Source organism: Thermobifida sp. (genome assembly GCF_017577275.1).
In the GTDB taxonomy this organism is placed as follows: domain Bacteria; phylum Actinomycetota; class Actinomycetes; order Streptosporangiales; family Streptosporangiaceae; genus Thermobifida; species Thermobifida fusca.
The window spans coordinates 45402-71413 of record NZ_PITY01000027.1; the positions used below are offsets into that span (position 1 = coordinate 45402).

21 protein-coding genes, 1 tRNA gene, 1 pseudogene and 1 riboswitch are annotated in these 26012 nt (G+C 67.8%); of the genes and pseudogenes, 9 read left to right on the forward strand and 14 right to left on the reverse strand.

The genetic code is table 11. The annotated features are described in order from the left end of the window. Positions 1-271 precede the first annotated feature (271 nt). The 5 genes from CW348_RS13580 to CW348_RS13600 form a co-directional block, all read right to left on the reverse strand. Positions 272-344: transfer RNA gene (locus CW348_RS13580), tRNA-His, on the reverse strand. Positions 345-417: 73 nt separating this feature from the next. Next, on the reverse strand, positions 418-1059 hold the full coding sequence (orn, locus tag CW348_RS13585; protein ID WP_011292692.1) for an oligoribonuclease: 642 nt from the start codon (positions 1057-1059) through the stop codon (positions 418-420). 97 nt (positions 1060-1156) lie between these two features. After that, positions 1157-2779, reverse strand: a complete 1623-nt coding sequence (locus CW348_RS13590; RefSeq protein ID WP_104612618.1) for a DUF2510 domain-containing protein — start codon at positions 2777-2779, stop codon at positions 1157-1159. Positions 2780-2885: 106 nt separating this feature from the next. Further along, on the reverse strand, positions 2886-3404 hold the full coding sequence (locus CW348_RS13595; RefSeq protein ID WP_227480912.1) for a hypothetical protein: 519 nt from the start codon (positions 3402-3404) through the stop codon (positions 2886-2888). Between the two features lie 256 nt (positions 3405-3660). After that, a complete protein-coding gene (locus CW348_RS13600; protein WP_287463948.1) occupies positions 3661-5451 on the reverse strand; it encodes a VWA domain-containing protein in 1791 nt (596 codons plus the stop codon). 641 nt (positions 5452-6092) lie between these two features. Here CW348_RS13600 and CW348_RS13605 point away from each other — a divergent pair. The 5 genes from CW348_RS13605 to CW348_RS13625 all read left to right on the forward strand — a co-directional run bounded on the left by CW348_RS13605 (position 6093) and on the right by CW348_RS13625 (position 11454). Then, the gene (locus tag CW348_RS13605; RefSeq protein WP_011292688.1) at positions 6093-6596 is read left to right on the forward strand and encodes a hypothetical protein; all 504 of its coding nucleotides are present in this window, start codon (positions 6093-6095) and stop codon (positions 6594-6596) included. A gap of 56 nt (positions 6597-6652) precedes the next feature. Then, a complete protein-coding gene (locus CW348_RS13610) occupies positions 6653-7459 on the forward strand; it encodes an RNA methyltransferase (RefSeq protein WP_011292687.1) in 807 nt (268 codons plus the stop codon). A 200-nt stretch (positions 7460-7659) separates the two neighbouring features. Next, entirely contained in the window at positions 7660-8571 is a 912-nt protein-coding gene (locus CW348_RS13615; RefSeq protein ID WP_104612617.1) for a 2-hydroxyacid dehydrogenase, read from the forward strand. Positions 8572-8733: 162 nt separating this feature from the next. After that, positions 8734-9900 carry a C40 family peptidase gene (locus CW348_RS13620; RefSeq protein ID WP_104612616.1) on the forward strand — a complete coding sequence of 389 codons (1167 nt, stop codon included), beginning with the start codon at positions 8734-8736 and terminating at the stop codon, positions 9898-9900. Positions 9901-10434: 534 nt separating this feature from the next. After that, a complete protein-coding gene (locus CW348_RS13625) occupies positions 10435-11454 on the forward strand; it encodes a hypothetical protein (RefSeq protein WP_061783823.1) in 1020 nt (339 codons plus the stop codon). A 60-nt stretch (positions 11455-11514) separates the two neighbouring features. On the opposite strand, the gene CW348_RS13630 is transcribed toward CW348_RS13625, so the two are convergent. Then, positions 11515-12591, reverse strand: coding sequence for a hypothetical protein (locus CW348_RS13630; protein WP_061783824.1), 1077 nt, complete (start codon positions 12589-12591; stop codon positions 11515-11517). Between the two features lie 462 nt (positions 12592-13053). On the opposite strand from CW348_RS13630, the gene CW348_RS13635 reads away from it, so the two are divergent. Continuing rightward, the gene (locus CW348_RS13635) at positions 13054-14091 is read left to right on the forward strand and encodes an NAD(P)-dependent oxidoreductase (protein WP_104612615.1); all 1038 of its coding nucleotides are present in this window, start codon (positions 13054-13056) and stop codon (positions 14089-14091) included. On the opposite strand, the gene CW348_RS13640 is transcribed toward CW348_RS13635, so the two are convergent. The 5 genes from CW348_RS13640 to CW348_RS13660 form a co-directional block, all read right to left on the reverse strand. Next, positions 13998-14378, reverse strand: coding sequence for a hypothetical protein (locus tag CW348_RS13640; RefSeq protein WP_038043987.1), 381 nt, complete (start codon positions 14376-14378; stop codon positions 13998-14000). The two genes, CW348_RS13635 and CW348_RS13640, sit on opposite strands and share 94 nt — an antisense overlap. Before the next feature lie 84 nt (positions 14379-14462). Next, entirely contained in the window at positions 14463-15743 is a 1281-nt protein-coding gene (locus CW348_RS13645; RefSeq protein WP_011292680.1) for a glycosyltransferase, read from the reverse strand. After that, on the reverse strand, positions 15740-16651 hold the full coding sequence (locus CW348_RS13650) for a DMT family transporter (protein WP_011292679.1): 912 nt from the start codon (positions 16649-16651) through the stop codon (positions 15740-15742). Before CW348_RS13650 ends, CW348_RS13645 begins: the two co-directional genes overlap by 4 nt. Before the next feature lie 276 nt (positions 16652-16927). Further along, positions 16928-18406 carry a fused MFS/spermidine synthase gene (locus CW348_RS13655; protein WP_016189045.1) on the reverse strand — a complete coding sequence of 493 codons (1479 nt, stop codon included), beginning with the start codon at positions 18404-18406 and terminating at the stop codon, positions 16928-16930. A 35-nt stretch (positions 18407-18441) separates the two neighbouring features. Beyond that, on the reverse strand, positions 18442-19386 hold the full coding sequence (locus tag CW348_RS13660; RefSeq protein WP_011292677.1) for a LysR family transcriptional regulator: 945 nt from the start codon (positions 19384-19386) through the stop codon (positions 18442-18444). 138 nt (positions 19387-19524) lie between these two features. On the opposite strand from CW348_RS13660, the gene CW348_RS13665 reads away from it, so the two are divergent. The 3 genes from CW348_RS13665 to CW348_RS13675 all read left to right on the forward strand — a co-directional run bounded on the left by CW348_RS13665 (position 19525) and on the right by CW348_RS13675 (position 23220). After that, a complete protein-coding gene (locus CW348_RS13665) occupies positions 19525-20817 on the forward strand; it encodes a pyridoxal phosphate-dependent aminotransferase (protein WP_011292676.1) in 1293 nt (430 codons plus the stop codon). Between the two features lie 492 nt (positions 20818-21309). Beyond that, positions 21310-21555, forward strand: a complete 246-nt coding sequence (locus CW348_RS13670; protein ID WP_011292675.1) for a DUF6457 domain-containing protein — start codon at positions 21310-21312, stop codon at positions 21553-21555. Between the two features lie 192 nt (positions 21556-21747). Further along, positions 21748-23220, forward strand: coding sequence for a sodium:alanine symporter family protein (locus tag CW348_RS13675; RefSeq protein WP_104612614.1), 1473 nt, complete (start codon positions 21748-21750; stop codon positions 23218-23220). A gap of 337 nt (positions 23221-23557) precedes the next feature. Here the strand turns inward: CW348_RS13675 and thiD are convergent, their stop codons facing one another. From thiD to CW348_RS13690, 3 genes and pseudogenes are all read right to left on the reverse strand, one after another. After that, on the reverse strand, positions 23558-24364 hold the full coding sequence (thiD, locus tag CW348_RS13680; protein ID WP_011292673.1) for a bifunctional hydroxymethylpyrimidine kinase/phosphomethylpyrimidine kinase: 807 nt from the start codon (positions 24362-24364) through the stop codon (positions 23558-23560). Further along, a riboswitch (TPP riboswitch) is annotated at positions 24355-24450 on the reverse strand. Its footprint overlaps the gene before it by 10 nt. 86 nt (positions 24451-24536) lie before the next feature. Next, positions 24537-25496, reverse strand: a complete 960-nt coding sequence (locus CW348_RS13685; protein WP_104612613.1) for a DUF368 domain-containing protein — start codon at positions 25494-25496, stop codon at positions 24537-24539. Positions 25497-25688: 192 nt separating this feature from the next. Further along, positions 25689-26012, reverse strand: a pseudogene (locus tag CW348_RS13690) (acyl-CoA synthetase); the annotation flags it as partial.

Sequence of the window (26012 nt, forward strand, 5' to 3'; positions counted from 1 at the left end):
GGCTGGGCACGCCTTTGCCGACGTGCGGCACACTCCGCCACTGGAAGGGACCGCCTGGCCGCACAGGGCCCGAGCCGCCTAGTCCTGGCGATGCCCCGAAAGACGCTGCTGCCCGCATGTGGCGGACACGGGGCCGTGCAGCGTGCTGCACGGGCTGGAGGACCCAGTCCTGAAAGCCCGGGGCAGTGCAGTGCCTGAGACAGCGGAAAAAAGGGGGATACGCACAAGGCCCGGACTTTCCGCGGAAAGTCCGGGCCTTGTGCGTGATCAGGGTGAGTGACGGGATTTGAACCCGCGACAACCTGGACCACAACCAGGTGCTCTGCCAGCTGAGCTACACCCACCATGGGCGCGGTGCCGAACTGTGGTCGGCATCTGCGTTCAGCAGAATACTACCTGGTTTTTGGAGTACTCTGCTCACTCCTGTTCCGTGGGGGTTCCCACACTCACGTTGAACCCGTTGCCGCCAGCGATGATGTCAGCGGCGATGGCCTTGGCCGTGGCACTGTCCGGTCCAGGCGGGGGCACGAACGCGGCCGCGCGGAAGTAACGCAGTTCCCGGATGCTTTCGGTGATGTCGGCCAGCGCCCGGTGGCCGCCGTGCTTTTCCGGGCTGGCGAAGTACACCCGGGGATACCAGCGGCGCAGCAGTTCTTTGACGCTGGAGACGTCCACCATGCGGTAGTGCAGGTGCTCATCGACGCGGGGCATGTCCCGGGCGAGGAAAGCGCGGTCGGTCGCAATGGAGTTCCCGCACAGCGGGACCTTTTTCGGCTCGGGGATGTAGCGCCGGATGTGGTCCAAGACGAGCTGCTCGGCCTCGGCCAGAGTCACCCCGTTCTCGAGTTCCGCCAACAGCCCGGATGTGGTGTGCATCTGGGTGACGAACTCGCCCATCTGATCCAAGGCTTCCTGCGGCGGTTTGATCACTACATTGATGCCTTCATCGAGCTGGTTGAGTTCGCCGTCTGTGATGAGGCAGGCCACTTCGATCAACGCGTCTTTCTTCAGATCGAGACCTGTCATCTCACAGTCGATCCACACCAGGCTGTCGTTCATAAGAGACAGCTTAGAACTTTTCCCCAGTGTTCAGATGACGGGTGTGACTGCCCGTCCGCGCTCCCGTATGACCGGAAAGCGCGGACGGGGACGCGGGTCACAGGCCTACCAGGCTTGGCGGACCGAAGATCGCGACCATCAACGGGTTCTCTTGCAACCACAGGTAGGTGCAGATTCCGCTGACCAGCACGATGAGGATGAGGGTGATGCACCCGCAGCCGCAGCAGCCGCCCTTCTTTTTCTGCGGGGCAGGGGGAGGGGCCGGGTAGGGGCTGCCCTGGCCGGGGCCCCACGAGGGCTGCCCTGGAAGCGGAGGCCGTCCAGGCGTGCCCGGTGCCCCCGCGGTCGGCGAGGTGCCGCGGGCGTAGGGGGCCAAGGGAGGGCGCTGCGGTTGGCTGGGGGAGACCGCCGGAGGGTTGGGAGCGTTCCGCGGCGGGGTGCCCTTGCCGGGGGGTGCTGGGGGCGGGGCCGGGGGAGACTGCGGGTAAGCCCTTGCTCCGTGCTGGGCGCCGGTGGACGGCGCGTAGGGGTACTGCTGCGGTGAAGCGGGGTAGGGAGAGGGCTGGGCCGGCGGATAGCCGGGATTCGGCCCGGAAGGAGCGTAGCCCGGGTTCGGGCCAGACGGGGCATAACCGGGATTCGGTCCAGAGGGAGAGTGGCTGGGGTGTGCCCCCGACGGGGTACGGCCTGAGCCGGCCCCGGAACCCTCAGCGGGAGTGGGAGGAGCCCCTGGCCCGGGAGGGACCGGGGGCCACTGGGCCTGCCCTGCGTGCCGTTGCGCTTCTGCTGCCCGCTTCTTCTGCTCTTCCGCTTCCTGGGCAGCTCGCTCGGCACGCCGCTTGGCCTCCTCTTCTGCCTTGCGGCGCTGTTCCTCTTGGCGTTTCTTGCGCTCCTCGGCGAGCTCGGCGCGGTACTCCTGGATGCCTTCCTTCAGGTTGCCGAGAAGCTTGTTGAACTTGCTGCCTTTCTCCTCAGCGCCGTCCCCTACCGCTTCCTGGGCCAGCGCCGGGTCGTCCGGGTTGAGCACCGCGGTCTTGGGCGCATCTACAGGTCCGAGGACAGCGGTCTTGGGGATGTTATCCGAGCCGAGGACAGCGGTCTTGGGTGCATCATCCGCTTCCTCGGGGTCGAGGCGCATCGTGGCGTCGGCCTGGCTTGGGGTGTTGCCGAGGTTGATGGTGGCCTGGTCTGCGGGGGAGTCCCCGAGGTTGATGGTGGCCTGGTCTGCGGGGGAGCTCCCGAGGTTGATGGTGGCCTGGTCGGCGTCAGGTTCAGGGCTGGGGGACGTTGCCGGGTCGAGGCGCATCGTGGCGTCGGCCTGGCTTGGGGTGTTGCCGAGGTTGATGGTGGCCTGGTCTGCGGGGGAGTCCCCGAGGTTGACAGTGGTCTGGTCCGCGCTGTCACCCGCAGGAGAGTTCGGGGTGAGGTCGGCGGTGGGGTCGTTGTCCGGGGAGGGGGCGGCCGCGGGGTCGAGGCGCACGGTGGCGTCAACGGGTGATGGGCCGCCGCCGCTCAGATCAATGGTCTCTTCAGACGAGGCCCCTTGGTCCGCCCCGGTCGTGTGTTGAGTAGCCGCCGATTCTTCGGCGGCGTGCTGTTCTGAGGTGAACTCGGACAGCGGGCGGACGTGGTGTGTCCACTCACTGCCGTTCCACCAACGGAGCTGGCCCGGAGCCCCTTCAGGGTCTGCGTACCAGCCTGGCTCGATCGATCCACCCATGGGCGACAGACTAAGGGCTCTTCGCCCCTGACGGGACCACAAGGCCCCGCTCCTCGCGAGACGGGAAAACGTCCGATCAGCACACGAAGGCGGGGCACGCTGCTGCTTAGGGGCGGGGAAGCCCGGCGGGTGACAGTTGCGGGTGTTCGTGGCGCGGGCTGGGCAGCCAGTCGCCGCGCAGCCGCTTCACGTCGATCGCCCCCGGACATTCGGCTGTGGCGCCGGGAACCTGGGAGTGCCCGAAATGTCCGCCGAGGGCCCACCAGTGTTCCTGGACTGCGGGGTTGGGGGGTGTGCCGGGGTGGGGAGGGCCCGCCGGCCAGAACCGGGGAATCCCCCAAGAGTCCAGCCACGTGAGGATGGCGTCGAGACCGTTGAGCGGTCCGTCAGTGAACGGTGTTGTGGAGCGGGCGACGACCTGGATGACGATGCAGACGCGTCCTTCCGCGGCCCGGTCGATCCGGTTGTCGGGAGTGAGCTGGCCTGTCGCGGCCATAGTGGCGGGAAGGAGCTGCACGACGTCGCCGTTCACCGGGTTCCACACCAAGTGCGCGGCACGGCCGGCTTTCTCAAGGTCGTGTGCGGCTGTGGATGCGGAGCACTGGCCGGGGTCGGATTCGTTCACGCACCACACGGCACGCGGTGCGCCGCCTCCGGGGCGTCCTCCGCGGAAGCTGCTGGTCACTCGTCCTGCTGCGGGCATCCAAGCGTTGGCCATGGCGGCCGCCTCTCAGTGAGTCCACGTATTCCACACCACATCACTGCGTATGCGAATACGTGCGACAAGTCCAGAAAAGGTATCTCCCCGGACAGCAGGGTCTATCCGTCCGGTCACCTTCAATTGCTGAAAGTGACCGGACGGATACGGGAATGCGGCAGGTTTACTCTTCCTCTTCGTCGGCCGAGGTGCCGGAGATGCGGAGCGCGAAGGCACTGAGGAAGATCTCGCCGATCTCCGTGGGGTCCTCTGTGGTGTAGGCGGCGCCGCGGGTGACTTCGGCGATCCGCTCAAGGGGTTCGGGGTCCACGTCGGGGCCGAAGGAGATGGCGATGATGCTCACCGGACGGTCCGGCTGGTAGGCCTCGCCCAGTTCTTTCAGGAGTTCTTCCAGGGTGATGCTGTCGTAGTCGTCGTTGTTGCCGTCGGTGAGGACCAGCAGGGTGTTGACGCGGTCCGGTGCGTAGGTCTCCGTCAGCTCCTGGTAGGCGGCCAGGATCGTGTCGTACAGTCCGGTGTCCCCGTCGGGCTTGGGGGCCAACTGGGCGAGGGCCGCGGTCAGCGTTTCGTGCTGGGTGGCGCCGTTGACGTCGGCGTCCAGCGGGCGGATGGGGACGAGTTCCCGGTAGTCGCGGCCTTCGTCAAGGTCGACGGAGAACTCCCACAGGCCCACTTCGGCGTTGCCGGGGAACAAGGTGAGGCCTTGCGTGGCGGCCATGGTGGTGACCTGCATCCGGGTGAGTCCGGTGCCGGGCACGAGTTCGGCCATGGAACCGGAGATGTCGATCACGGTGAGCAGGCGGGTGCCGAGTTTGAGCTGGTTCCAGGCTTGGATGAGGGATTTGGCGGCTTGTTCGCCGGGGGCAGGGAGTTCACCGGGGTGTTCGGGGCGGAAACCGTGCTCCTCGGTGAGGACAGCGGGGTCGATGGAGTCGTCCGCGGAGCGGAATCCGTCAGCGCGGATGACTTCCTGAGCGGTCCTGCTGGTGAGGAAGGCGCGGAAGTCTTCTGCGGCCAGTTGCACTTCGGGGTCGTTGGTGCGCAGCACGTAGGGGTAGTCCAGGGTGTAGGTGCCGTCCTCGGGGTAGATGACGTAGACCGTGGAGCCGGTGCGGGTGCTGTGGCGCCAGGCGGCCTGTTCGCTGAGGACCAGCAGGGGCGCTGCGCTTTCCCCGTCAGCGGCTTCGCTGAGCAGGGTGAAGGCGGCTTCCTCATCGGGGGCGATCGATTTCTGCAGGTTCTGCAGGGCGGCGATGAACCGGGTCTGGGCGCCTTCCTCGCGGTTGACCATGTTGCTGACGAGCGCGAGCGTGGCGAGCCCGGCGGAGCTGTGGACCGGGTCGATCACGTGGACCTGGTAGGGAGCCGTCTCCTGGCTGGAGATCGCCTCGGTGGGGACCAGGTCGCTCCAGGACAGCGGTGCGTCCTCGGATTCGGCGTCGCTGACGGCATCCTTGGTGGTCACGAGGACGAGGGGAGAGCGGGCCACGGATGTGCCGGTGCTGACGATGGTGTCGTCGTCTCCCGCGTCGCGTTGCACGGTTTTGACCCACAGGGTGGAGTCGGGAATCCACACCTGGGAGTCGGTGCCGCCCATGGTCGGTCCGGCGCCGGTGATGCTGTAGGCGACGTCGGCCGAGTCGGCGCCGCGGACTTCCACGGTGACGCACCGGTCTTTAGCGGTGTCGCTGGCGTTGAAGTCTTCGGCTAGCCGGGTGAGGACCGGGGCGATCTCTGGAGCCGCGGCGACGTGGAGGGAACGGGAGGAGCTGGTGCAGCCGAAACGGCCGTCCAGCACGAAGTAGCCGGTGACCCCGAGGCCGATGAGGAGAGCGAGTGCCGCGGCGAACGCGGCGAGGGCACGCCCGGTGCCGCGGCGACGCCGCCGCCGGTTCGCGCGGCGGCGAGAATCGAGGGCGTAGTCGTCTGCGTTGCTTCCGCGATGGCGTCCCAAGGTGACCTCACGGGGTTTGTTACCAACAGGTTTAAGGAGGAACGGTACTCAAGGTGACGATGGGGGCAAAGGGGAAGTGGGGTGCAGTGATGTTGCACAAGGGAGGAAAAGTCCGTGAATCCCGGTAGTTTGCACCCGTTTTCGGGTATCCGTAACTAATTCGTTGCTTTTCAGAGACATGCAAGCAAGCGCCGAGAATGTTGCCAAAGTGTGATTATTGGGGAGAGGGAGACGGGAGAAACAGCACGATCCGTGCTCGCTGTGACCTTGATCTCGGCCGAGACGGGAAGTGAGCGCAGAGGATCTCTTCTGGCCAGGATATGAATCCCGTTGCCGCGCGGCGGAACACCGCCGTCGGCCTCTTCCACAGGCCGCCCACTGTCCGTAGCCGGAACTCTGGTTTTCGGGCTACGGTGAGGAGACGGCAGGGGTGCCGCCGTACGCAAGGCGGGCTAGGATGACGAACCGCTCGCGCCAGGTGATTTCTGGGGTTCGCGCTGGATGCGCACGGACGGGGAAGGGTACGGGGGCGCCATGACCCGCCCCGCCGATCCAGCAGCGGTGGGGGTCGCGAGACGAAACGGCTGCGGTCCTGGGGCTCACCGCAGTCATCGAATCGCTCGACTTCTAAGAGGATGGCCATGTCCAAGCTGGGCGTTCGTGGAAACTCCCTCACAACAGTCGGCACCGCGGTACTCGGCTCGCTCTGTCTGGGTGGAGCGGTCGTCTACACCGCCGTGGTGGGAGCATCCTTCGCCGCGGAGTCCGGGATCCGGACCGAAGCGGCCGCCCAGACGATGAGCGGGCTTTCCGAGCTTCCGGAACCGCCCGTGGCGACCCTGGAAGTCCGGGTGGACGACGGCGAGGAGATCTACGAGCAGCAGCTCCACTGCTCCGGGGACCCCCTCACCGACCCGGAGGCCTGCGCCCAGCTCGCCGCCAACAGTGAAGAGGACGACAAGGCAGGACCTTTTGAAGAGGTCGCCCCGGGAGCGATCTGCGCCGACACCGTCTACGGCCCGGAGACCGCTGTGATCAGCGGCGTCTGGAACGGGGTGGCCATCGACACCGAGGTGACCCGCGTCGACTCCTGCGAAGAGGCCCGCTGGCAGCGCCTCAAACCGCTTGTGGAACCGCAGGAATAGCAAGCCGGGACCTTCTCGTCTCCGCCAAGCCCTCGCAAGCCGACCACAATGGGTCTGTGAACGTCATCGAAGTAGCCGACCCGGCCGATGAGCGGCTAGCCGACTATGTGCGGCTGCGCGATACGAACCTGCGCCGCAGCCTGGAGGCGAAGCACGGGCTGTTCCTCGCCGAAGGCGAGAAAGTAGTGCGCCGAGCCCTGCGCGCCGGATACCAGCCCCGGTCGCTGCTGCTCACCCGCCGTCGCCGCCGGGTGCTCGACGATGTGCTCGACACCTTCCAGGCACCGGTGTACGTGGTCGACGACGCGGTCGCCGAGCAGCTGGTCGGTTTCCACATCCACCGCGGGATTCTCGCCTCTTTCCACCGCAAGCCGCTCCCTACGGTGCCCGAGGTCGTTGCGTCCGCGCGCCGCATCGTGGTCCTTGAAGACATCGTCGACCACACCAATGTGGGGGCTATCTTCCGCAGCGCTGCCGGATTGGGGGTGGACGCAGCGGTGCTCGCCCCACGCTGCGCGGATCCGCTGTACCGGCGGGCCGTCAAAGTATCGATGGGCGCGGTCTTCACCCTCCCCTATGCGCGGCTCACCGACTGGGCCAGCGGACTGGAAGACCTGCGGCGGTCCGGGTTCACCCTGGTGGCGCTCACCCCGGCCGCGGACGCGGTGCCGCTGCCGGAAGCGGTACACCGCGACGGCAAGTACGCCTTGCTTTTCGGCTCGGAAGGGGACGGGCTGTCCAGCCGGTGGCTCGACCAAGCCGACGTCCGGGCCCGTATCCCCATGGCTGTCCGCGATGTGGACTCCCTCAACGTCACCGCTGCCGCGGCGATCGCCTGCTACGAGTTGATGCGTTCCGCGTGAGGGCATGTTTTCGGGACACCGTATCCCTGATAGCAGGACTGCTCGTGCGGGTAGTAACAAAGAGTAGGAAAGCCGCCACGGTGCGGAAGATTCGCGGGTAGACGCCCGAGAACGACCGCAAGCAGGGACAGGAGCCCTGCTAGTGTCGATAAGCCGTGGACTGGCGCAAACAGGGACTACCGCGACATAGAGGAGCAGGGGTGGACGGGCGAATCCTGGTGCCCTGGGAGCAGAACCGGGACAATGCCCCGGCCTCGTTGACCGTGGAGGTCTTCGACGGCCACGGCGATCCCCCGCCGGACGTCCTCGACGACGTCGTCTTCTACGTCGTCCCCTACGGTCGCGACCAGCGTGTGGACCTCATCCCGCGGATGCCCCGACTGCGCGCGGTCCAACTGCTGACCGCGGGCTACGAACACGCCCTGCCGTACCTGCCCGCCGGGGTGCGGCTGTACAACGGGCGCGGACTCCACGATGCGAGCACCGCCGAACACGCGGTGGCGCTCATCCTCGCGGCCCAGCGGGACCTGTTCCGCTGGGCGGAAGACCAGCGGAGCCACGTGTGGCAGCCGCACTACACGCGCTCCCTCGCGGACTCTCGAGTGCTCATCGTGGGATACGGCAGTATCGGCGCGGCCATCGAGGAGCGGCTGCGGCCTTTCGGAGTGACCGTGGTGCGGTTGGCGCGGCGGGCCCGTCCCGCCGAGCAGGTGCACGGTGTCGACGAGCTCCACCGTCTCCTGCCCACCACGGACATCGTGGTGGTGGTCACCCCGTGCACCCCGGAGACCGAAGGACTGATCGGTGCCGCTGAACTCGCGGCGCTGCCGGACGACGCTCTCGTGGTGAACGTGGGCCGCGGCCCGGTGGTCGACACTGAGGCGCTGCTGGCCGAGCGCGGGCGGATCCGTGCCGCGTTGGATGTCACCGACCCGGAACCGCTCCCGCCCGACCACCCGCTGTGGGACGCTCCGGGCGTGCTCATCACCCCGCACGTGGCGGGGGGATCCGCTGCCTTCTACCCCCGTGCCCGGAGGTTCGTCGATGAGCAACTGCAGCGCTGGGCAGCAGGCGAGCCGCTCGTCAACGAGGTCGCCCAGGGCTCCGGGTGAGCGGCCCGGAAATCCCCTTCGTTGACTCTGCGAGATGTGTCGTTTACATACCGTTTGTTGTGATGGCTTGAAACGATTTCCTTCTGCCCGCATCCTGGTACGGAACAACAGACACAACCCGTATATCCGAAAGGCACAAGTGTGTCGGCACGGCGACGGCTGATGGCTGGTACGAGCACCACCGCGGTGTTCGTCGCAGCTCTCGGTGCTTTGAGCTCCCCTGCATGGGCTGAGCCTCATCCTGATGTGGCGGACCGGCCCCCCGTCACCGCTCCGTTCTCCCCCCGAGCAGCCACTCCTTCGGGATCCGGCACCTATCCTTCCCCTCCTGTCGCCGACGCGGACCGGCTCGAGCGCACGATCCGGGTCGCGCCGTTCGACGAACCGCGCTCTCGGGAGTACTTCGCGGTCTCCGCTGTGTCTCTGGACCGCGAACTCATCGACAAGGTTCGAGAGATCGACGGGGTACGGTCTGTCGAAGTGGTGGATGCCGCACGGATCAAGGTCGACGGCGTGACCATGTCCGTACTGGGCGTGAACCCCTCCACTTTCCGCAACTATGCTCCGCTCCCTTCCGCCAAGTCCGACGAGATCTGGCAGGGCATCGCTGAAGGGCGGATCGCGCTTTCCAACGACGCGGGCACCCAGCGGGACCTGAAACTGGGCAGCACGGTGGCCATGGCCGGTGCGCAGGGGACGGTGGACAAGGAAGTGTGGACCCACGCCACCTCGGGGGTGGCTGGGATCGACGCGCTCATCTCCCGTGCCTCTGCCGCGGAACTGGGATTCCCTCGGGGGAACGGGCTGATCGTATCGGCCCCCGGCGCAGACTTGTGGCAGCTCCGCGAGGATTTGAGGAAGGTCCTCGGCCCGGACATCAGCCTGCAGGTGCTGGCTGAGGAGGATCCCGGACCGCGGAGGTACGACGCGGAAGGGGTCCCGGTCAGCGAAGAGGTCATCGAGAGGATGATCGCTGCGGCCGAGAGTCAGTTGGGTGTGCCCTACGTGTGGGGCGGCACCACTCCGGGGAAGGGTTTTGACTGCTCTGGCCTGGTGCAGTGGGCTTTCCGCCAGGCAGGGGTGGAGATCCCCCGCGTCACCCACGACCAGTGGTGGACGGGTGAGCACCTCGACTACTCCGAGGCCCGCCGCGGTGACCTGCTCTTTTGGCGCACTGACCCGACAGCTCCCGACTACATCTCCCACGTAGCGATCTACTTGGGGAACGGGAAGATGCTGGAGGCGCCGCGGACCGGCGACGTTGTCAAGATCACCGACGTCCGTTTGGACAAGATGGCCGGAGTGGTCCGCGTCCACGTGGCTGAGTAGCGGGAAGAGACGCGAACAAGAAACGGGGAAGGGGACCACGCCGCGCCGGCATGGTCCCCTTCGTCCTCCTGCCGAAGGCAACCGGGAGGGGAAGGCTGGCTCGGCAGGAGGGGAGGCAGGGAACTCTCATCGGGGAGGGGGCGTCCAATGAGGTCGTCCCTGCGAAGTATGCGGTTGGCTGGTTGTGGTCTTCGGTGTGGACAGTGCTCGTGACGCTCAGGCCAAGCGCAAACATAAGGTGCGCATCACCTTTTGGCAAGAGCGTCACAGAACGCCGTCACCAATCCCAAAATAGCGGAAACCGTAGTGTCCCACAGGCAATACTCGGGAATTTCTCCGAGTGAACCGAGACAGGCCGCGCAGCACCGGGCTGCGGACGCCCGAGCTGGTAGAAGGGAAAGCGGTATCCCGGCAGTTTCCGTCCGTAACCGCGTAGAAGCGCATTAGAAGCGACTCAAGATCACCATTGCTACTTTTATAGAAAAATGGGGTTTTCCGGTGCGGGGATATCGACGAGGCAGGGAGGATGACCGGATGTCTCCAACGGAGCGGGGACCCCAGACGCCTGCCGCGGCAGCAGACACGAAGAGCGGGGCCCGGGAGGACCACCCGCACCGCGCTCCCGCCGTGCCCCGCGGGAACAGCAAGGCGCTCGCAATCCTCCTGCACGGCCTCATCGACGACGGCGGCCTGTTCCCGCCCGCGCCCCTGCCGATGCGCCAGGCCGTGGAGAGGTACCGGGCGGATCGGACCGTCGGGCACCCCATGCACACCGGGCGGCTGCTGTGCCCCAGAAAAGCGCTCCCCGAGCTGTATGCTCACCTCGGCGCTGACGAACAGATCGCCGTGGGACTGGTCGAAGAACAGGTGGAGGAGATCGCCCACGCAGCCCCGGTCGATCCGCGGGTGCACATCACCCACTACGAGATCCGCGCCTCCTGGTCCGAAGTAGGCAAAACCGTCCGCTATCTGCGCGCGATGACCTTCCCCACGGCGGGCAGGCGACGGCTCTGGGGCCGCAGGGCCCGCACGGGTGGAGAGGCAGCCCACGTCCGGCCGATCTTCATCGAGTTCGACCGGAGCAGGGAAGGGCTGGACAGCATCGCTGGACTAGCCGGAGTGCCCCATGCGGGGGCGCGGCTCCGCTGCAGTGGCGCAACCGAGGACGACTTCCCGCGTCCCGAAGAGGTGGCCGAGTTCCTCGTCAGATGCTTCGACCACGATGTTCCGTTCCGGTTGAGCGCCGGCCCGCACCACGCGGTCCGACACACCGACCCGCTCAGCGGGTTCGCCCACCTCGGCTACCTCAACCTGCTCGCTGGTGCCGCGGTGGCCGCACACGGCGGCGGCCCCAACAAAGTGCTCCGCGCCCTGGTCATCACCGATCTGCAACGCCTACTCGAGCGGATCTACGCCATCGGTGAGGAGACTGCGCTCCGCATCCGGGAACTGTTCCGCGGATATGGAGCACGCAGCACCCGGGACCCGGTGGTGGAGGCCGAACAGCTCGGCCTGGTCACCCCGCCCGCGGCAGGGGCAGGCTGGACGGCCTGAACACGACACGGCTGCGGACAGGCGCACTGGCCTGCCCGCAGCGATACGGTCCCGCAAGGTTCAGGAGGAGAGCACCAGCGGCAGCAAGGAGCTCACGACTGGCAAGCCCTCCTTAGCGGACTGGCCTGCGTCGACGCTGGCGCGGTCGACAGAATTCTCCGAAGCAGCGGGGGAAGGAGATGCCGGGGCCGAACCGAACTCCCGCTGCTGACCAGAGTCCGAGGAGTCTTCGGCTAGCCCGGCGCACTGCGCGACGGCGGCCTGGTTGGCGGGTGTGGGCACCAGCGCCCACAGCCCGGAGTTCCAGCTTGCACTCCCCCAGGGGCCGCTGACCTTGCCCTCGGTGGGGAACTCTTCAGAGGACTTTCCCGCCTCCTCACTCAGGCAGGTGAGGAATTCCACCTCTGGGGAGTTCGCGAAGGAGGAAGGGTAGAGCGGGGCGTCGGCAGGTGCAGGGAGAAGGCGCGGCTGTCCCTCCTCGGACTCCTGCGCGGCATCAGGCTCTGCGGTGCTGGCCGAGGCCATAAGCCAGGAACGTTCCGCCGCGGAGCCCGGAACAAAGTCAGCCACCGACTCTCGGGCTTCGTGGCGAACGGACAGGTTGGACTCCGCGTCCTCGCGCGGTCGGATTCCTCGCGCGACCCGCAAGAGTTCGTCGGTGGACCACCGCGCGGGGTGCAGGAACACGGAGAGGATCACATCCTGGCCGTCCACCCAGAACACCGTGCCGTCAGCGGCGGAGAGGTATGCCGGCTGCCCGTTGACCGTGGTCCAGCGCAGCGCCGTGAGCTCGCTGTAGTAGGTGTCGCGGACCTCGGCCAGGGTGAGGGGCTTGGCGGGGCGGCGTACGTGGACCGACCCGTAGACCGTGTCGTTGTTGACCCACGTGACGCTGGAGGATCGCTCCTCGTTTTTGCGGGAGCTCTCCCAGCGGGAAGAGTAGTTGGCGAGTTCAGACGGCAGGTAGGTCACCTCGTAGCCGTCGATCAGGTAGACCGCTGTGGGGCTCTGGTGGATGGCCGGGGCAGCCAGAACCTCGGTGTCGGTGGTCGCCGCTAAAGCGGGGAAGCTGAGCGCCGCTACGGAGGCGGCAACCGCACCCGCAAACAGGCTCCACCGGCTGTGGAGTTGACGCATTGTGCACCTTTCGCTGATTGGCTGTAGCGGAAAACTGGGTGACAACAGGAAAGGGGGCGTCTGGGAGATGGGAGACACCGCCGACCCCTAAATTCTCACGGAAGGCAATGGAACGGTTGCTAAGAGTGTTCGCTGTGGTGGGGGAAGGGGGAGCGATTTGAAAGGTGTGGCAGGAAAAGAGGCGCCGATCCGTGACCACCGGGCCCGTACCGCCGTGATTTGAACGGCAGCAGGGCCGCAGACGGTGTCGAAACGTCACGGAGAGCAGGCGGGGGTCCGGCGTTTCTGGGGTGAAGGGGACATCAAGTCTGCGGCTAAGCGTGCCGCAGCCCGGCAGAGCCACTACGGCACGCGCAACGGGTGCCGCGGAAAACCGGAGGGCACGCTAGTACCCCTGGGCAGCAAAAGGTAATTTTTTGAATATTGACCGTTCTTTGGTCCCGTTGCCCAGTGGAGGTGGCCGTGACCACTCCCTCCGTCGTCATCACGGATACCGGAGCCCACGATCCGGGACCCGCGGTGCGACTCCTCGCCGAAGCCGGCTTCCGGACCCGGGTCCTGGAAACCCGGGACCCCGAACGTGTCGCCGCTGAAGCCGTGGGGGCGGTCGCCCTCATCGTCCACCACACTCGGGTCGACGCCGCGCTGTTAGACGCGCTCCCCACCCTGCGCCTGATCCTCACCACCGACCCGCACGGCTCGGGGATCGACGTCGCTGAGGCGGAACGCCGTGGACTCTGGGTCTGCCTGCCCCCGCGCCGGGAGAGCGCCGCCCAGGCCGCTGCCCGGGCCCTCAGCATGGCGCTGGCGCAGCTCCGCAGGATCGCCGCGGAACGCCTCACCTGTTTCCGTCCCGCACCGCGCGCCTGCGACCTCACCCTGGGGCTCATCGGCATGGAATCGGCGGCCACCGAGTTCGCCAACCTCGCCCTGCCTCTGTTCCGCCGCGTGGTCGGCACCGGAGCGCAGTGGTGCCGCTGGCCTCACGGCGTTGTCCAAACCGACCTCTACGAGCTGCTCGCCACGGCCGACATCGTCTCCCTCCACCTGCCGGCGACTCCTGCAACCCGCAGCCTCATCGGTGCGCACACCCTGCCCCGCATGCGGCCCGGTGCCATCCTCATCAACCTGGCCAGCCCGGACCTGGTAGACCGGGACGCGCTGCTGACCGCACTCGACACCGGCATGCTGGCCGGCTACTCCGCCGGCTACGCGCTGGCCGAAACCGGCCACTTCCACGAAAGCTGCGCGCTGCGCCACCACCCTTCCGTCGTGTTCTCCCCGGAGCAGCCCGGACCGACCGGAGACCAGTTGTGCGCGCTGGCCCGACACGTCATCGCCTGGCGCGACCGCGGTTTTCCCTTCACGACAGGGGCCAATCCGCTGCCCCTGGCCGCATCCCCGCTTCACGCCCCCTGTTCCCGCTCCCGGTTCAGGACGACAGGCCCTGACGGCAGGTCCGCCACGTCCATGGCCGGGGAGGCGTCTGCGCTCCGGTGACGCATCCGGTTCAGTCTCCGCCGGAGCCGACGAGCGACGTGGAGTGCGCGGTCCCGGCTCTCCCGTGTCTCCCACCAGCGTGAATACGCCTCGATACGGGCTTGGCGTAGTTCGGCGAGTTCGGCTTCCATCCGCATCAGCCGCGACTGCAGATCAGCGTGCTCGCGCGCCCGGACCTCCAACGCACGGTTGCAGGTCTCGACCTGGAGTTCGGCGCGGCTGATCTCAGCAAGCAGCTCGTCTACCGTGCCGTCCCGCCGAATGCGACTTTTCCTGACGAACCACACGTGTGGGTGGCTAACCGCCTCCACGGGGCATGCAACGGGCTGCGTGGCAAAGAGTGCGGAAAAGCCCCACCGGAGTGCTGAAGGTTACGCGGCAACCGTGGTATCCCGCTGCCGCGCTGCCGGAGAAGCAGACCGCGACAGTGTCCAGGAGCGAGGACGGACCTCCGTGTAGATCTGTTCGAAACGATCCAGCGAACGGTGGTGGTCGTGGGTTTGGGCGATGTCCCGGCTTGCCCTGCCCATGGCGGTACGGCGGTCCGGCGACTCGAGGACGTCCAGCAGCCTCTGGGCCAGCTGCGCGACATCCCCCGGCGGATACAGGTAGCCGTTGCGGCCGGGGCGTACAAGATGGGGGAGGGCCAACGCGTCGGCCGCGACCACCGGCAGCCCGGTCGACATGGCCTCCAGCGTGGCGATGCTCTGCAGTTCGGCCACGCTGCCGATCACGAACAGGTCCGCGGCCACGTAGACGAGTGGCAGGTCGTCGTCCGGGACGAAACCGAGGAAGTGGACCCGCTCCGCCACGCCGAGGGAACGGGCCAGCCGTTCAAGCTCTTCACGGCGCTGACCAGTGCCCGCGAGGACCAACTGCACATCACGGTGGCGCAGCAGGACAGGCAGGGCCCGGATAGATTCGTCGATCCGCTTCTCTTCGTCCAGTCGGCCCACAAACACCATGGTCTCCCGGTCGGGGAGTCCGAAATGGGCTCGGGCCTGGGCGCGGTCCTGCGGCCGCGGCCGGAACCGGTCCAGGTCGATACCGCAGGACACCGCCTCCACCGTGCGGGTGAACCCTTTGCTTGCCAAGAGTTCCGCGGCCCGCTGCGTGGGCGTGGTGACATAGTCGGCGGTCCGCGCCACCCGGATCATGTCCTGCCAGGCCAGGGAGCCCACGACCCCGTGCAGGCGGGGCGGGATGTGGGCGTGTGCGAACAGGTTGTCTGGCATGAAGTGGTTGGTCAGCACCACGGGCACGCCAGCCATCCGGCCGCAGCGCAGCGCTGTGCGGCTGATCGTGAAGTGGCTTTGCACGTGCACGACGTGCGGGGCGAGCCGGTCAACGATCCGGGCGATGTGACCGGTGAGTCCGAGCGGCAGCGCGGTGCGCATCGTGGGATGGACCAGCACCGGAACTGAGCGCATCCGGTGCAGCACCACTCCGTCCTGCACCTCGACCCGAGGCGGCCCGGACGCCGAGGCGCACACCACGTGCACGTCGTGGCCGCGCTCCGCCAGTCCGGTAGCCAGCCGGTAGGTGAAGTACGACGCCCCGTTGACATCCGGGGGATAAGTGTCGGTGGCGATGAGAATGCGCAGCCGCATAGTACTGCCGGTGCGGTGGGCAGCCTGGTGCGTGGATGTCATGGCGAATCTCCTGGCGTGGTGCGAACAACGTTGCTGGGAGACGAAGCGGTGCCGGGGTGTGCCGCTTCCGGATTGCGGTGCTTGGCGCGGGCCAGCACGGTGGTTCCGGCGATCGCTAGCAGTGCCGCGCCTGCGGCGAGCGCCTGTTCCAGCGGACCGGTGGGCACGTGCTCGCCAAGCACCAGCACGCCGATTCCCGCGCCGACGACCGGGTCGACGACGAGGAGCGTGGCGTAGGCTGCGGCAAAGTGCCCGGTCCGGTAGGCGTTCTGCTGCAGGAGTCCACCGAAGACCGCGACGGCCCCGGCCAGCACGGTGAGCCAGCTGAAGACCGCGGCGAGGTCGGCGACGGCCTGCACGGCGATGACGCGGGCCAGAGCCGAGGTCGTGCCGAGCGCGGCACCCCCGAAAGCCGCCAGCAGGATGGCGCGTGCCCCCGCGGGCAGCCAGGGCGCGACGAGGTATCCCACGCCGCCCGCGGCGACGACTCCGCTCGCCAGCGTCACAGCGGCGGAGAGGGGCAGCATGGGGGAGTCCGCGCCGTGCGGGAACAGCGTGATGATCCCGACCAGCCCGACCATGACAGCCACTCCGGCCAGGAGCTGGCTTGCCCGTACCCGCTGTCGGCTGAACAGTGCGGACAGCACGATGGCGAACAGCAGTCCGGAGACGCCGATCGGCTGGATGATGGTCAACGGGGCCGCGCTCAACGCCGCGAGATGCAGGCCGACCCCGACCGCTGCGGCCAGCGCCCCGAGAAGCCAGCGGGGACGGCGCACCAGGTGCCATAGGAAACTGATCCGGGCCACGCTGCCGCCCGGAGCGCGGATCGCATCGCGCTCCTGCAGGGCAGAGCCCAGGGCCAGGCAGAACGCCCCCACCAGCGCGAGAACAACAGCCCAGATCACCCGGGATCCTTCCCCGCAGTGGCCCAGGTGTCCGCGATGTCGGTCACGGCAGTCCTCCCCCGGGTTTTGCGATCACAGGGTTGCGTGGCCTCCACGCTACGAGCGGTGGTGTTCCCCCGGCGATAGGGAGAACACCTCACTTCGGCGTAGTGGCAGCCCTACCCCGCTCTGGGGGTTTACGCCCCTTGCGCTCACAGATATCCGGTGTTCGGGTGGCGGAGAAGAAGAGGGAGGGTTCCGGAACGGAAATATTGGCCAAATTCCGTGGCCGTCCGCCTACAGGTAAGGCGTGAGCAACTGGTCCACGGGGGCGTAGTCGTCGGTGAGGACCGGGCCTCGGGAGCTGAGGCGGGCAAGGTGCCCCGGGGCGACCAGGCTTCCCGGCACGGGGGTGTCTGCCAAGGCCGCCGCCAGCGCGTCGGTGTCGAAGGGCGTGTCGCTGGCGAGGAGCACGTGGTTGCCGCCGGCGGGAGAGCCCCACGTGCCGTGTTCCACGATCAATACGAGGTGGGAGAAGACTTGGCTGAGGGTGGCGGCTTGGGCGGCGAGGAAGTCGCGGTCTCCCCGGTCGATGACGTTGACGGCGTACCACCCGCTGGGGCGGAGCACCCGGTGCACCTGCTCGGCGAACTCGAGGGTGGTGAGATGCCAGGGCACGCTCAGTCCGCTGAACGCGTCCCCGAGGACCAGGTCGTAGCTGCGGGAGGGGAGTGCCACGATCGAGGTGCGGGCATCGCCTGTGACGACGGCCAGGTCTGCGCCGGTGCGCAGCCCTAGTTCTGTGCGGGCCAGTTCTGCCACGGCCGGATCGATCTCCAGGACCAGGCTGGTCGACCCGGGACGGACCGCGGCCAGCCAGCGCGGCATGGTGGAGGCACCGCCGCCCACATGCAGGCTGTCCACCGGGCCCGCGGGGAGCTGGGTGTCCACCGCGGCGCCGAACCACTGCGTGTAGCCGAACTCCAGGTGGGTGGGGTCGGCCAGGTCGACGTAGCTGTGGCGCAGGTCGTCCAAGTACAGCACTCGGCCGTGCGGGCGGTGCGGGTCCGCTGTCACGCGGGCGCAGTAGTAGGCGGTCTCCGCCGTACAGGGGGAGGGTACGCTGACGAGCAGAGTCCCGCTGATCAGGCAGATACCGAGCAGGACGAGGACGTTCCGCGGCCTGCCCGTCCGGGAGAAGAGTGCGCCGCGGACCGCGAACAGCAGTCCTCCCGCTACTGTCGCGCCGCCGCTGAGCAGCAGAATCGTAGACACCGGAAACAGCGCGACGAGGACGTAACCGGTGAGGACTGTGCCCGCGAGCGCCCCCGCAGTGCCCCAGGCGCTCAGCCGGCCTACCACACTGCCGCTTCGTGCCGCGTCCGCCAACTGGGTTTTCACTACGACCGGGGGGACCGCGGACAGCAGGGCGACGGGGACAGCGATCCCGCAGCCCACCAGCAGGAGCGCGGTGAACGGCCCGGCCCCGGCGCAGAGCGGGCCGAGCAGCAGCACAACCGGCCGGGCGAGCAGTGTGGTGCCGCCGCCGAGGAGGAGCAGGACCGCGAGCAGGGGACGGTGCGGACGCCGGTCCGCTGCGGCCCCGCCGAGCCGCGCACCGAGCGCGATCGCGGCGAGGGTGACCCCGATCGCCGCTGTGTAGGTTTCGAGGGTGTCACCGGCATAGGGTGCCACCAGGCGGATGACCGTGACTTCCAGGACTAAGACCACGGCCGAGGAGCAGAACACCACCGCCGCGGCGAAGAACCGGTTCATGGCAGGCAGAGTAGTGGCGCCTGCACTGGCGTGGTTCAGTACACCAGGGCTTCCCCGCGCTCGGTGTTGAGGACGTTGATGATGTCTTGCGCGGCTTTCCGCAGGGCACGCAGGGTGACGTCGATCGCGGGCCGCGGCACGCTGGTGGCGCGGGCGAGCGCGTAGATCCGCCGCACGGGGGCGTTGGGAATCCGGCGGTGCACCAGCCCGGGGTAGGAGGAGCTGAAAGCGAGCGCGGGCACCGCGGCGATACCGAGCCCGCGGGCGACCAGGCTCATGATCGTGCCGATGCCTTCGAACTCCCAGACCGCACCGGGTGAGCCGCCGACGTCGCCGAGCAGCCGGTCGATCGCGCTGCGCGACGGCTCGCCGACCGGGGCCGTCACCCAGGACTCGTCGAGGAGCTCGGCGAAGTCGACCGGGATGGACGGATCAGCCAGGCGGTGCCCTTCCGGCACCGCGAGGACGAGCGGGTCGTGCAGCAGCAGGAAGTAGCGCAAGGTTCCCGCGGCATCGTCCGGGGCGCGTTCCGACCAGTGGTCGACAAGGGAGATGTCGACTTCAGCGGTCTGCACTTGACGGGCGCCACTGCCGTGGGTGGTCTGCCGCAGCACCAGTTGCAGGCCTTCGTAGGTGCGCAGCTCCCGCGCTAGGGACGGGGCGAAAGCCACGGCCGCGGTGGGGAACGCGGTGAGGGTGACCCGTCCTTGGGGCGCCCCGGTCTGCGCGGCCAGCACGGATTCGGCTGCTTCCACCATTGCCAGGATCTGCTCGGCGTGGCCGAGCAGCAGCCGTCCGGCGTCCGTGAGTTCTGCGCTGCGCGCGGTGCGGTCCAGAAGCTGGGTGCCGACTTCGCGTTCCAGGGCCGCCAACTGCTGGGAGATCGCGGACGGAGTGTAGCCGAGGGCGTTGGCGGTGGCCGCGATCGTGCCGTGCACCGCGAATTCGTGGAGGATGTGGAGTCGACGCAGATCGAGCATAAGTTGAGCTTACGCTATCCATCGAAAAGACTCGCTTGCGCTGATGGATGAGGCGAGGCAGGGTGGGGAATCGGGGTCCCCGTCGAGCCCTTTTCCGGGCTGTTCCGCTGGTCATCAACGTATTGGAGCTGGATCTCCATGTCCGTAGCCGTTTCTGCCACGCTCGCCGTCAACGAGGCACTCGCCCGCCGTCGGAGCCAAGGACTTCCCGTCTTACCGCTGGGTTTTGGAGAAGCGGGACTCCCCGTCCACCCCGTGATGCGCGACGCCCTGTCGACGGGGGGTGACCAGAACGGCTACGGGCCGGTCGCGGGGATCCGTGAGCTGCGGGAGGCCGCCGCAGGCTACTGGGAGCGCCGCGGCCTGCCCACTGACCCGGACCTGGTCGTCGCCGGGCCGGGCAGCAAGCCCTTGCTGTATGCGCTGCTGCTCGCTATCGGCGGGGATGTCGCGATCGCCGCCCCGAGCTGGGTGAGCTACGCGGCGCAGAGCCACCTGTCAGGCGGGCAGCCGCTCTTCGTGCCGACCGCTCCGGCACAGGGCGGGGTCCCTGAGCCGGATGCGCTGGCCCAGGCGGTCACCGAGGCCCGGGCTGCGGGCCGGGACATCCGCGCGGTCATCACCACCTGCCCGGACAACCCCACGGGCACCGTGGCGTCCCGCGGCACCGTGCGCCGGCTCACCGAGGTGGCCCAAGAGCTGGACCTCGTCATCATCTCCGACGAGATCTACCGCGACCTGGTGCACGACCCGACCACGGTGGTGCACAGCCCGGCCGAGTTCGCGCCCGAGCGCACCGTCATCACCACCGGGCTGAGCAAGAACCTGGCCCTGGGCGGCTGGCGGATCGGGGTAGCCCGCCTGCCAGACAGCGACACGGGCCGCCATATCCACGCTGCTTTGCTGGGGATCGCCAGCGAGATCTGGTCGAGCCCTTCCGGGCCGGTCCAGCGAGCCGCCGCCTACGCTTTCCAAGAGCCCGCCGAGATCGTCGACCTGGTCGCCCGCAGCCGCCGCTTGCACGGCCTGGTGGCCCGCGCGGTCGCCGAGCGGTTCCGTGCCGCCGGAGTGCCGGTCATCGCCCCCCAGGCCGCGTTCTACCTGTACCCGGACTTCGGCGTCTGGCGGGAATGGCTGGGCGAGGCGCACGGGGTGACGACCGGCCCGGAACTGACCCGCATGCTACTGGACCGCTACGGGATGGGGGTGCTGCCCGCCGTGGAGTTCGGGGAGAGCACGCACGCGCTGCGGGTGCGGGTGGCAACCAGCCTGCTGTACGGGGAGAGCGAGGCGCAGCGGTACAGCGCCCTGGCGGCAGAGGACCCCACTGCGCTGCCGTGGATCCGGGCCCACCTTGACCGGATCAGCGAGGTGCTCGACGAGGTGCGCCAGGAGCAGCCCGCTGTCGCGGTGCCTGCGATGGCAAGCTGAACCAGGACAAAGACCACGGGCCTGTGGCGCGGGGAGGGTTGACCGGAAGCGGAAGGGAGACGGTCCCGCCCCGCGCCATAGGGCTCAGCGTAACGCTCTTTGCCGCCGCGACGGCCCGCTGGTCGGGCAATGGGGGTTTGAGACTCTCCGGAGCAGGGGAGTTCGGCGCGGAGCGGCACCGGTAGGTGCCCGCTGCCCCGCGAACTTCCCGCCACTGACGTCCTCCGGAGGCGGGCTGGCTTGCCCGCAGTACCCCCGATTCCGCCGGACCAGCGGGCCGTCGCGGCTTTTCTGCTGTCGGTGAGGCATCCCGGATGTCCATTCCGTGGTCCCGGTATTCCTCTGCTGCCCCGGTATCGAGAAGGATGGGTCGGTGTCGACACAAAGGGCGCGACAACTGGAAGCCCGGGGAATGACGGAAAACCGGAGCAGCAGCCGGTCTTGTGCCGCGATGATGGTGGACTGCAGCGCCCGAGGTGGAGAGGAGAAACCGTGACACTCGTCGAGTGGGCCCGACTGGTCTGCGCAGAACTCGAACTCTCGGAGGAGATCGACACCGACGACGTGAACCTCATCCTGGACTTGGCCCGGGACGCAGCACATTCCGTGGCCCGCCCCGCAGCTCCCCTCACCGCTTATCTGCTGGGTATCGCGGTGGGCCGGGGCGCTGATCCGCAGCGCACCGCCCGCCTGCTGAGCGAGCTCGCTCTGGCGCAAACGAAGAAAACAAATAAATAAAGAATTAATCAGTGATCGATGACACAATCCGTACGAAGGGGACGAATCATGCTGGCGAAGTTACAGTTTCGCAAAACCAAATAACCGCACGGAGATGCCGCGTTCTCTGGCCGCCAGCCACCGCGTACGGTCACCCTGCATGACGGGGAGGATGCGGGGATTTCCGTGGCCATCCGGAAAGCGGGTGTAAGTGTGGAAGAAGTGCGATCAATTCTCTCTGAGGTCAACGACGTTATTTGGGGACCGTTCGTTCTGGTCCCGCTCCTGTTCGTCACGGGAATCTTCCTGACTATCCGGCTCGGCGGACTGCAATTCCGGCTGCTCGGCCACGCGCTGTGGCTCGCTTTTGTGCGCCGCAAGGAGCAGAGCGGCGAAGGCGACATCTCCCACTACCAGGCTCTCAGCACCGCGCTGGCCGCCACCGTGGGTGTGGGCAACATCGCTGGCGCGGCGCTCGCCATCGGCTACGGCGGCCCCGGCGCACTGTTCTGGATGTGGGTGACCGGCCTGCTGGGCATGGCCACCAAGTACAGCGAAGCGCTGCTGGGTGTGAAGTACCGCCGCAGGGACGCCAAAGGCGAGCAAAGCGGTGGCCCCATGTTCTACCTGCGCTACGGGGTCGGCGGCGGCTTCGGTCTCGTCCTCGGCTTCCTCTTCGCCCTGTTCGGCGCGATTGCCGCGTTCGGTATCGGCAACATGACCCAGGCCAACACGGTGGCCGCCCAGTTGGAGAACGTCTGGTCGATCCCCACCTGGCTCACCGGTGCGGCCATGGTCCTCGTCGTGGCCGCGGTGGTGCTGGGCGGCATCAAGAGCATCGGCCGGTTCGCCGCCGGTGTGGTGCCCATCATGATCGTCGCCTACGTCCTCATCGCGGTAACCGTCCTCATCGTGCACGTCACCGAGCTTCCGGCGGCGTTCGCTCTCATCTTCCGGGAGGCGTTCACCGGCGAGGCGGCCACGGGCGGTCTGCTCGGCTCGGCGCTGCTGTTCGCCATCCAGCAGGGTGTGGCCCGCGGCATCTTCTCCAATGAGTCGGGTCTGGGCACCGGTGGTATCGCTGCGGCGGCCGCCAAGACGAAGCAGCCGGTGCGGCAGGCCCTCGTGTCGATGACCCAGACTTTCGTCGACACCATCATCGTGGTGAGCATGACCTGCCTGGTCATCATCGTCACGGGTGCCTGGAGCGAGGCGGAGAAGGACGACGGCTCCCTGATGACCTCCCTGGGCATGGCCGTGGGCTTGGGGAAGATCTCCCCCGCGTTGGCGCCGCTCGGCAACTACACCGTGGCGCTCGCGGTGGTGTTCTTCGCCTTCACCACCCTGGTCGGCTGGTGCTACTACGGTGAGCGCTGCATGGAGTACCTGGCTGGCCGGAAAGCGGTGGTGCCGTTCCGCATCGTGTTCACCCTGGTGGTGTTCGTCGGCGCCACCACCGAGCTGAGCACGGTGTGGACGTTCAGCGACATGGCCAACGGTCTGATGGCCCTGCCCAACCTGCTGGGGCTTCTCCTGCTCTCGCCGATCGTGGTGGCCGAGACGAAGAAGTACTTCGCCAACCCGCACTGGCGCAACCCTGACCTGATGGAGGGGCCCGACCCGGGCACCGCGGAGCCGCCCGAACGGAGCCCGCAAGGGGACAATCCCCCCACCCCCACCCGGTAACGGATCGCTACCCGTCATAGAAAACCGCGGCCGTGGGATACAGCTCCGTTATCCCACGGCCGCGACAGTCTGCGGTGGTGGCGCGGCACGCCCGGGTGCGCGCCGGGCGGACTGCCGCGCCAGTGAGATGTCCGGATGCGGAGCCTGCACCCGCATCCGGACAGTTCTTTTCTCGCCTAGTCCACGAGGGGGAAAGCTCTCGCCTCGTCCCGCCGCGCCTGTGCGTGGGCGGAGAGGAGCAACGCCTGCAGCGGGCAGGGCGGTGAGCAACAGGAAGCCACACTAGTGCCGTGCACCCGGCACAGGCTGAACCCCGGTATTCATGCCGGGGAGCGCGTCAATTCCCCCACCACGCGTGGAAATGGTGGACGGGGCCCTTGCCTTTGCCGATGTCCAGCTTGTCGGCGTGGCGCAGCGCTTCGGTGAGGTAATCCTTAGCGTCGCGGACCGCCTGCGACCAGGTGGGACGCTGCGGGCGCAGCGTGGCGATCGCCGAGGAGAGCGTGCACCCGGTCCCGTGCGTGTTGGTGGTGTTCACCCGGTCCGCGGTCAGGGTCTCCACGTCGCCGTCCGCCGACAGCAGCAGGTCCGTGCTGGTAGGACCGGACAGGTGGCCGCCCTTGAGGAGCACGCGGCGCGGTCCCAGGGCGAGCAGCCGCTCCGCCTGGTCGCGCATGCGGTCCAAGTCGGTGGCCTCCTCTTCGCCCAGCAGGTCGGCAGCTTCCGGAAGGTTAGGGGTGATGAGGTCGGCCCGCGGCAGCAGCACGGTGCGCAGGGCTTCCACCGCGTCAGCGGCGAGGAGCCGGTCTCCGCTCTTGGCGACCATCACCGGGTCGACGACCACGTTGGGCAGGCGGTAGGTGTCGATCGCGGCAGCCACGACCTCGATGATCTCGGTGCTGGACAGCATGCCGATCTTGACCGCGTCCACCCGCACGTCGGTGAGCAGCGTGTCCAGTTGGCTGCGCACGAACTCCGGAGGGACGTCGTGGACTTCGCTGACCCCGGTGGTGGTCTGTGCGACGAGCGCGGTGATCACGGTAGTGCCGTAACCGCCCAGCGCGGAGAACGCTTTGAGGTCGGCTTGGATACCGGCTCCGCCGCTGGGGTCAGTGCCGGCAATAGACAAGATGGTGGGAATCAATTGGACGTCCCTCCGCTAGTACTACCTAGATCAGGTTCACGGGTGTCCTCTCAGCCACCCTGGGGGTGGCACCCCGCGTCCACAGCGAAGGCTAGCAATACACGCAAACCCCCGCTGCTCCCTGATCTCTGGCGGAAGGGGACAGCGGGGGTAGAGAGGACAGGCGGGCAGGCTACTGCACGACCGTGTCGTTCGTCTGCGGACGCACTTCTGGGGCAACGGAGGCGTCGTGCGCTGCGCGGGCCTTGATCCGGTGTTCGATCACGATGACGGTGATCACGGCGGCCGCGCCGATGAGCGCCAGCACGATGCAGAGCACGAGGTTGTCCTGGCTGGGGGCGAGCAGGGTCCGGTCGTCGTCCTGCCACGGCCACAGCGCCCGCAGGGATCCCGCCATCAGCCCGGTCATCACCACCAGGGTGAGGTGGTGGAAGCGGTCCAGCAGGAACTGCAGCAGTTTGACGAACAGGGACAGGCCGATGGTCGCCCCTAGGGCAAAGGTCGCGATGTAGCCGAGGTCGCGGTTGTTGAGCGCCTCCATCGTCGGGAGGTACAGGCCGACGGTGAGCAGGATGAACGAGCCGGAGATGCCGGGCAGGACGAGCGCGCAGACCGCGAAGGCGGCCGCGGCCATGACGATGAGGGGGTGCGGGTCCACGGTCGTGGACGGGACGCCGGTGAACAGGAACGCGGCCGCGGCCATGAGCAGGGCGAGCAGGTAGTCACCGACTCGCCAGCGCCGACCCGAACTGCTGTAGGGCACCCACAGGGACGCCAGCACCAAGCCGAAGAACAAGGCGTGCGATTCAGCCGGATTGTGCTCAACCAGCGGGGCGATGACGCGGGCTGCGACCAGCACGGCGAGCACCATGCCCACGAGCACGGCCAGGACGGTCCCCCAGTCGGCGCGGGTGAGTTCGGCGCGGGCCCGCGCCAGGCCTTTTCCGCGGAGGAGGTCGGTGACGAGCAGTCGCACCGCGGTGACGACGTGGCCCGCGGAGTTGATGAGGGACTCGTAGACACCGGTGATGAGGGCGACAGTACCGCCGCTGATTCCGGGGACGGTTTCGGCGGTTCCGATCAGGGTGCCGCGTACGCCGTTGAGGAGATGAGTGCCGAGTGACTTTGCCATGTCCTGCTTCTCGTCGAGGAAGAGAGGCCGACCGTATCCCAGTGAAGTACGAGATGAAGGCCGGTGCCTGGAAGTGAACGCAAAAGACTGCCTGGTGCGGTGGCTCGGGCACGAACCGGTGGCCCGGCAGGCAGGAACGACCCAAGTTTATGGGGATTACGATCGGCGGAGCGACACGCAAAGCCGAAGAGCTCAGCGGCTGAGGACAGGGCCCGCGTCCCGCGCGATGCGGGAGGCCCACCGGTAGTCCTGCTTGCCTGCGGCAGTGCGTTTGACCTCGTCGACGATGCGGATGGTGCGCGGGATCTTGAACCCGGCGAGATGCTCGCGGCAGTGGTCGCGCAGCTCCGCGTCGCTGGGCTGCCGGTTTCCAGCCAGCGAGATGACGGCGCTGACCCGCTGGCCGAGCCGCTCGTCGGGGGCGGCGACCACGATGGCGTCGGCGACATCCGGGTGGGTTTTGAGGACGGCCTCCACCTCTTCGGGGTAGACCTTCTCCCCGCCCGTGTTGATCAC

What these genes read in the sequence shown, in the direction of transcription:
- CW348_RS13655 (WP_016189045.1), bottom strand. Translation starts at nt 18,406, where the DNA reads ATGAACCGGTTCTTCGCCGCGGCGGTGGTGTTCTGCTCCTCGGCCGTG.
- CW348_RS13630 (WP_061783824.1), bottom strand. Translation starts at nt 12,591, where the DNA reads ATGCGTCAACTCCACAGCCGGTGGAGCCTGTTTGCGGGTGCGGTTGCC.
- CW348_RS13660 (WP_011292677.1), bottom strand. Translation starts at nt 19,386, where the DNA reads ATGCTCGATCTGCGTCGACTCCACATCCTCCACGAATTCGCGGTGCAC.
- CW348_RS13605 (WP_011292688.1), top strand. Translation starts at nt 6,093, where the DNA reads ATGTCCAAGCTGGGCGTTCGTGGAAACTCCCTCACAACAGTCGGCACC.
- orn (WP_011292692.1), bottom strand. Translation starts at nt 1,059, where the DNA reads ATGAACGACAGCCTGGTGTGGATCGACTGTGAGATGACAGGTCTCGAT.
- CW348_RS13590 (WP_104612618.1), bottom strand. Translation starts at nt 2,779, where the DNA reads ATGGGTGGATCGATCGAGCCAGGCTGGTACGCAGACCCTGAAGGGGCT.
- CW348_RS13625 (WP_061783823.1), top strand. Translation starts at nt 10,435, where the DNA reads ATGTCTCCAACGGAGCGGGGACCCCAGACGCCTGCCGCGGCAGCAGAC.
- CW348_RS13685 (WP_104612613.1), bottom strand. Translation starts at nt 25,496, where the DNA reads ATGGCAAAGTCACTCGGCACTCATCTCCTCAACGGCGTACGCGGCACC.
- CW348_RS13645 (WP_011292680.1), bottom strand. Translation starts at nt 15,743, where the DNA reads ATGACATCCACGCACCAGGCTGCCCACCGCACCGGCAGTACTATGCGG.
- CW348_RS13620 (WP_104612616.1), top strand. Translation starts at nt 8,734, where the DNA reads ATGGCTGGTACGAGCACCACCGCGGTGTTCGTCGCAGCTCTCGGTGCT.
- CW348_RS13665 (WP_011292676.1), top strand. Translation starts at nt 19,525, where the DNA reads ATGTCCGTAGCCGTTTCTGCCACGCTCGCCGTCAACGAGGCACTCGCC.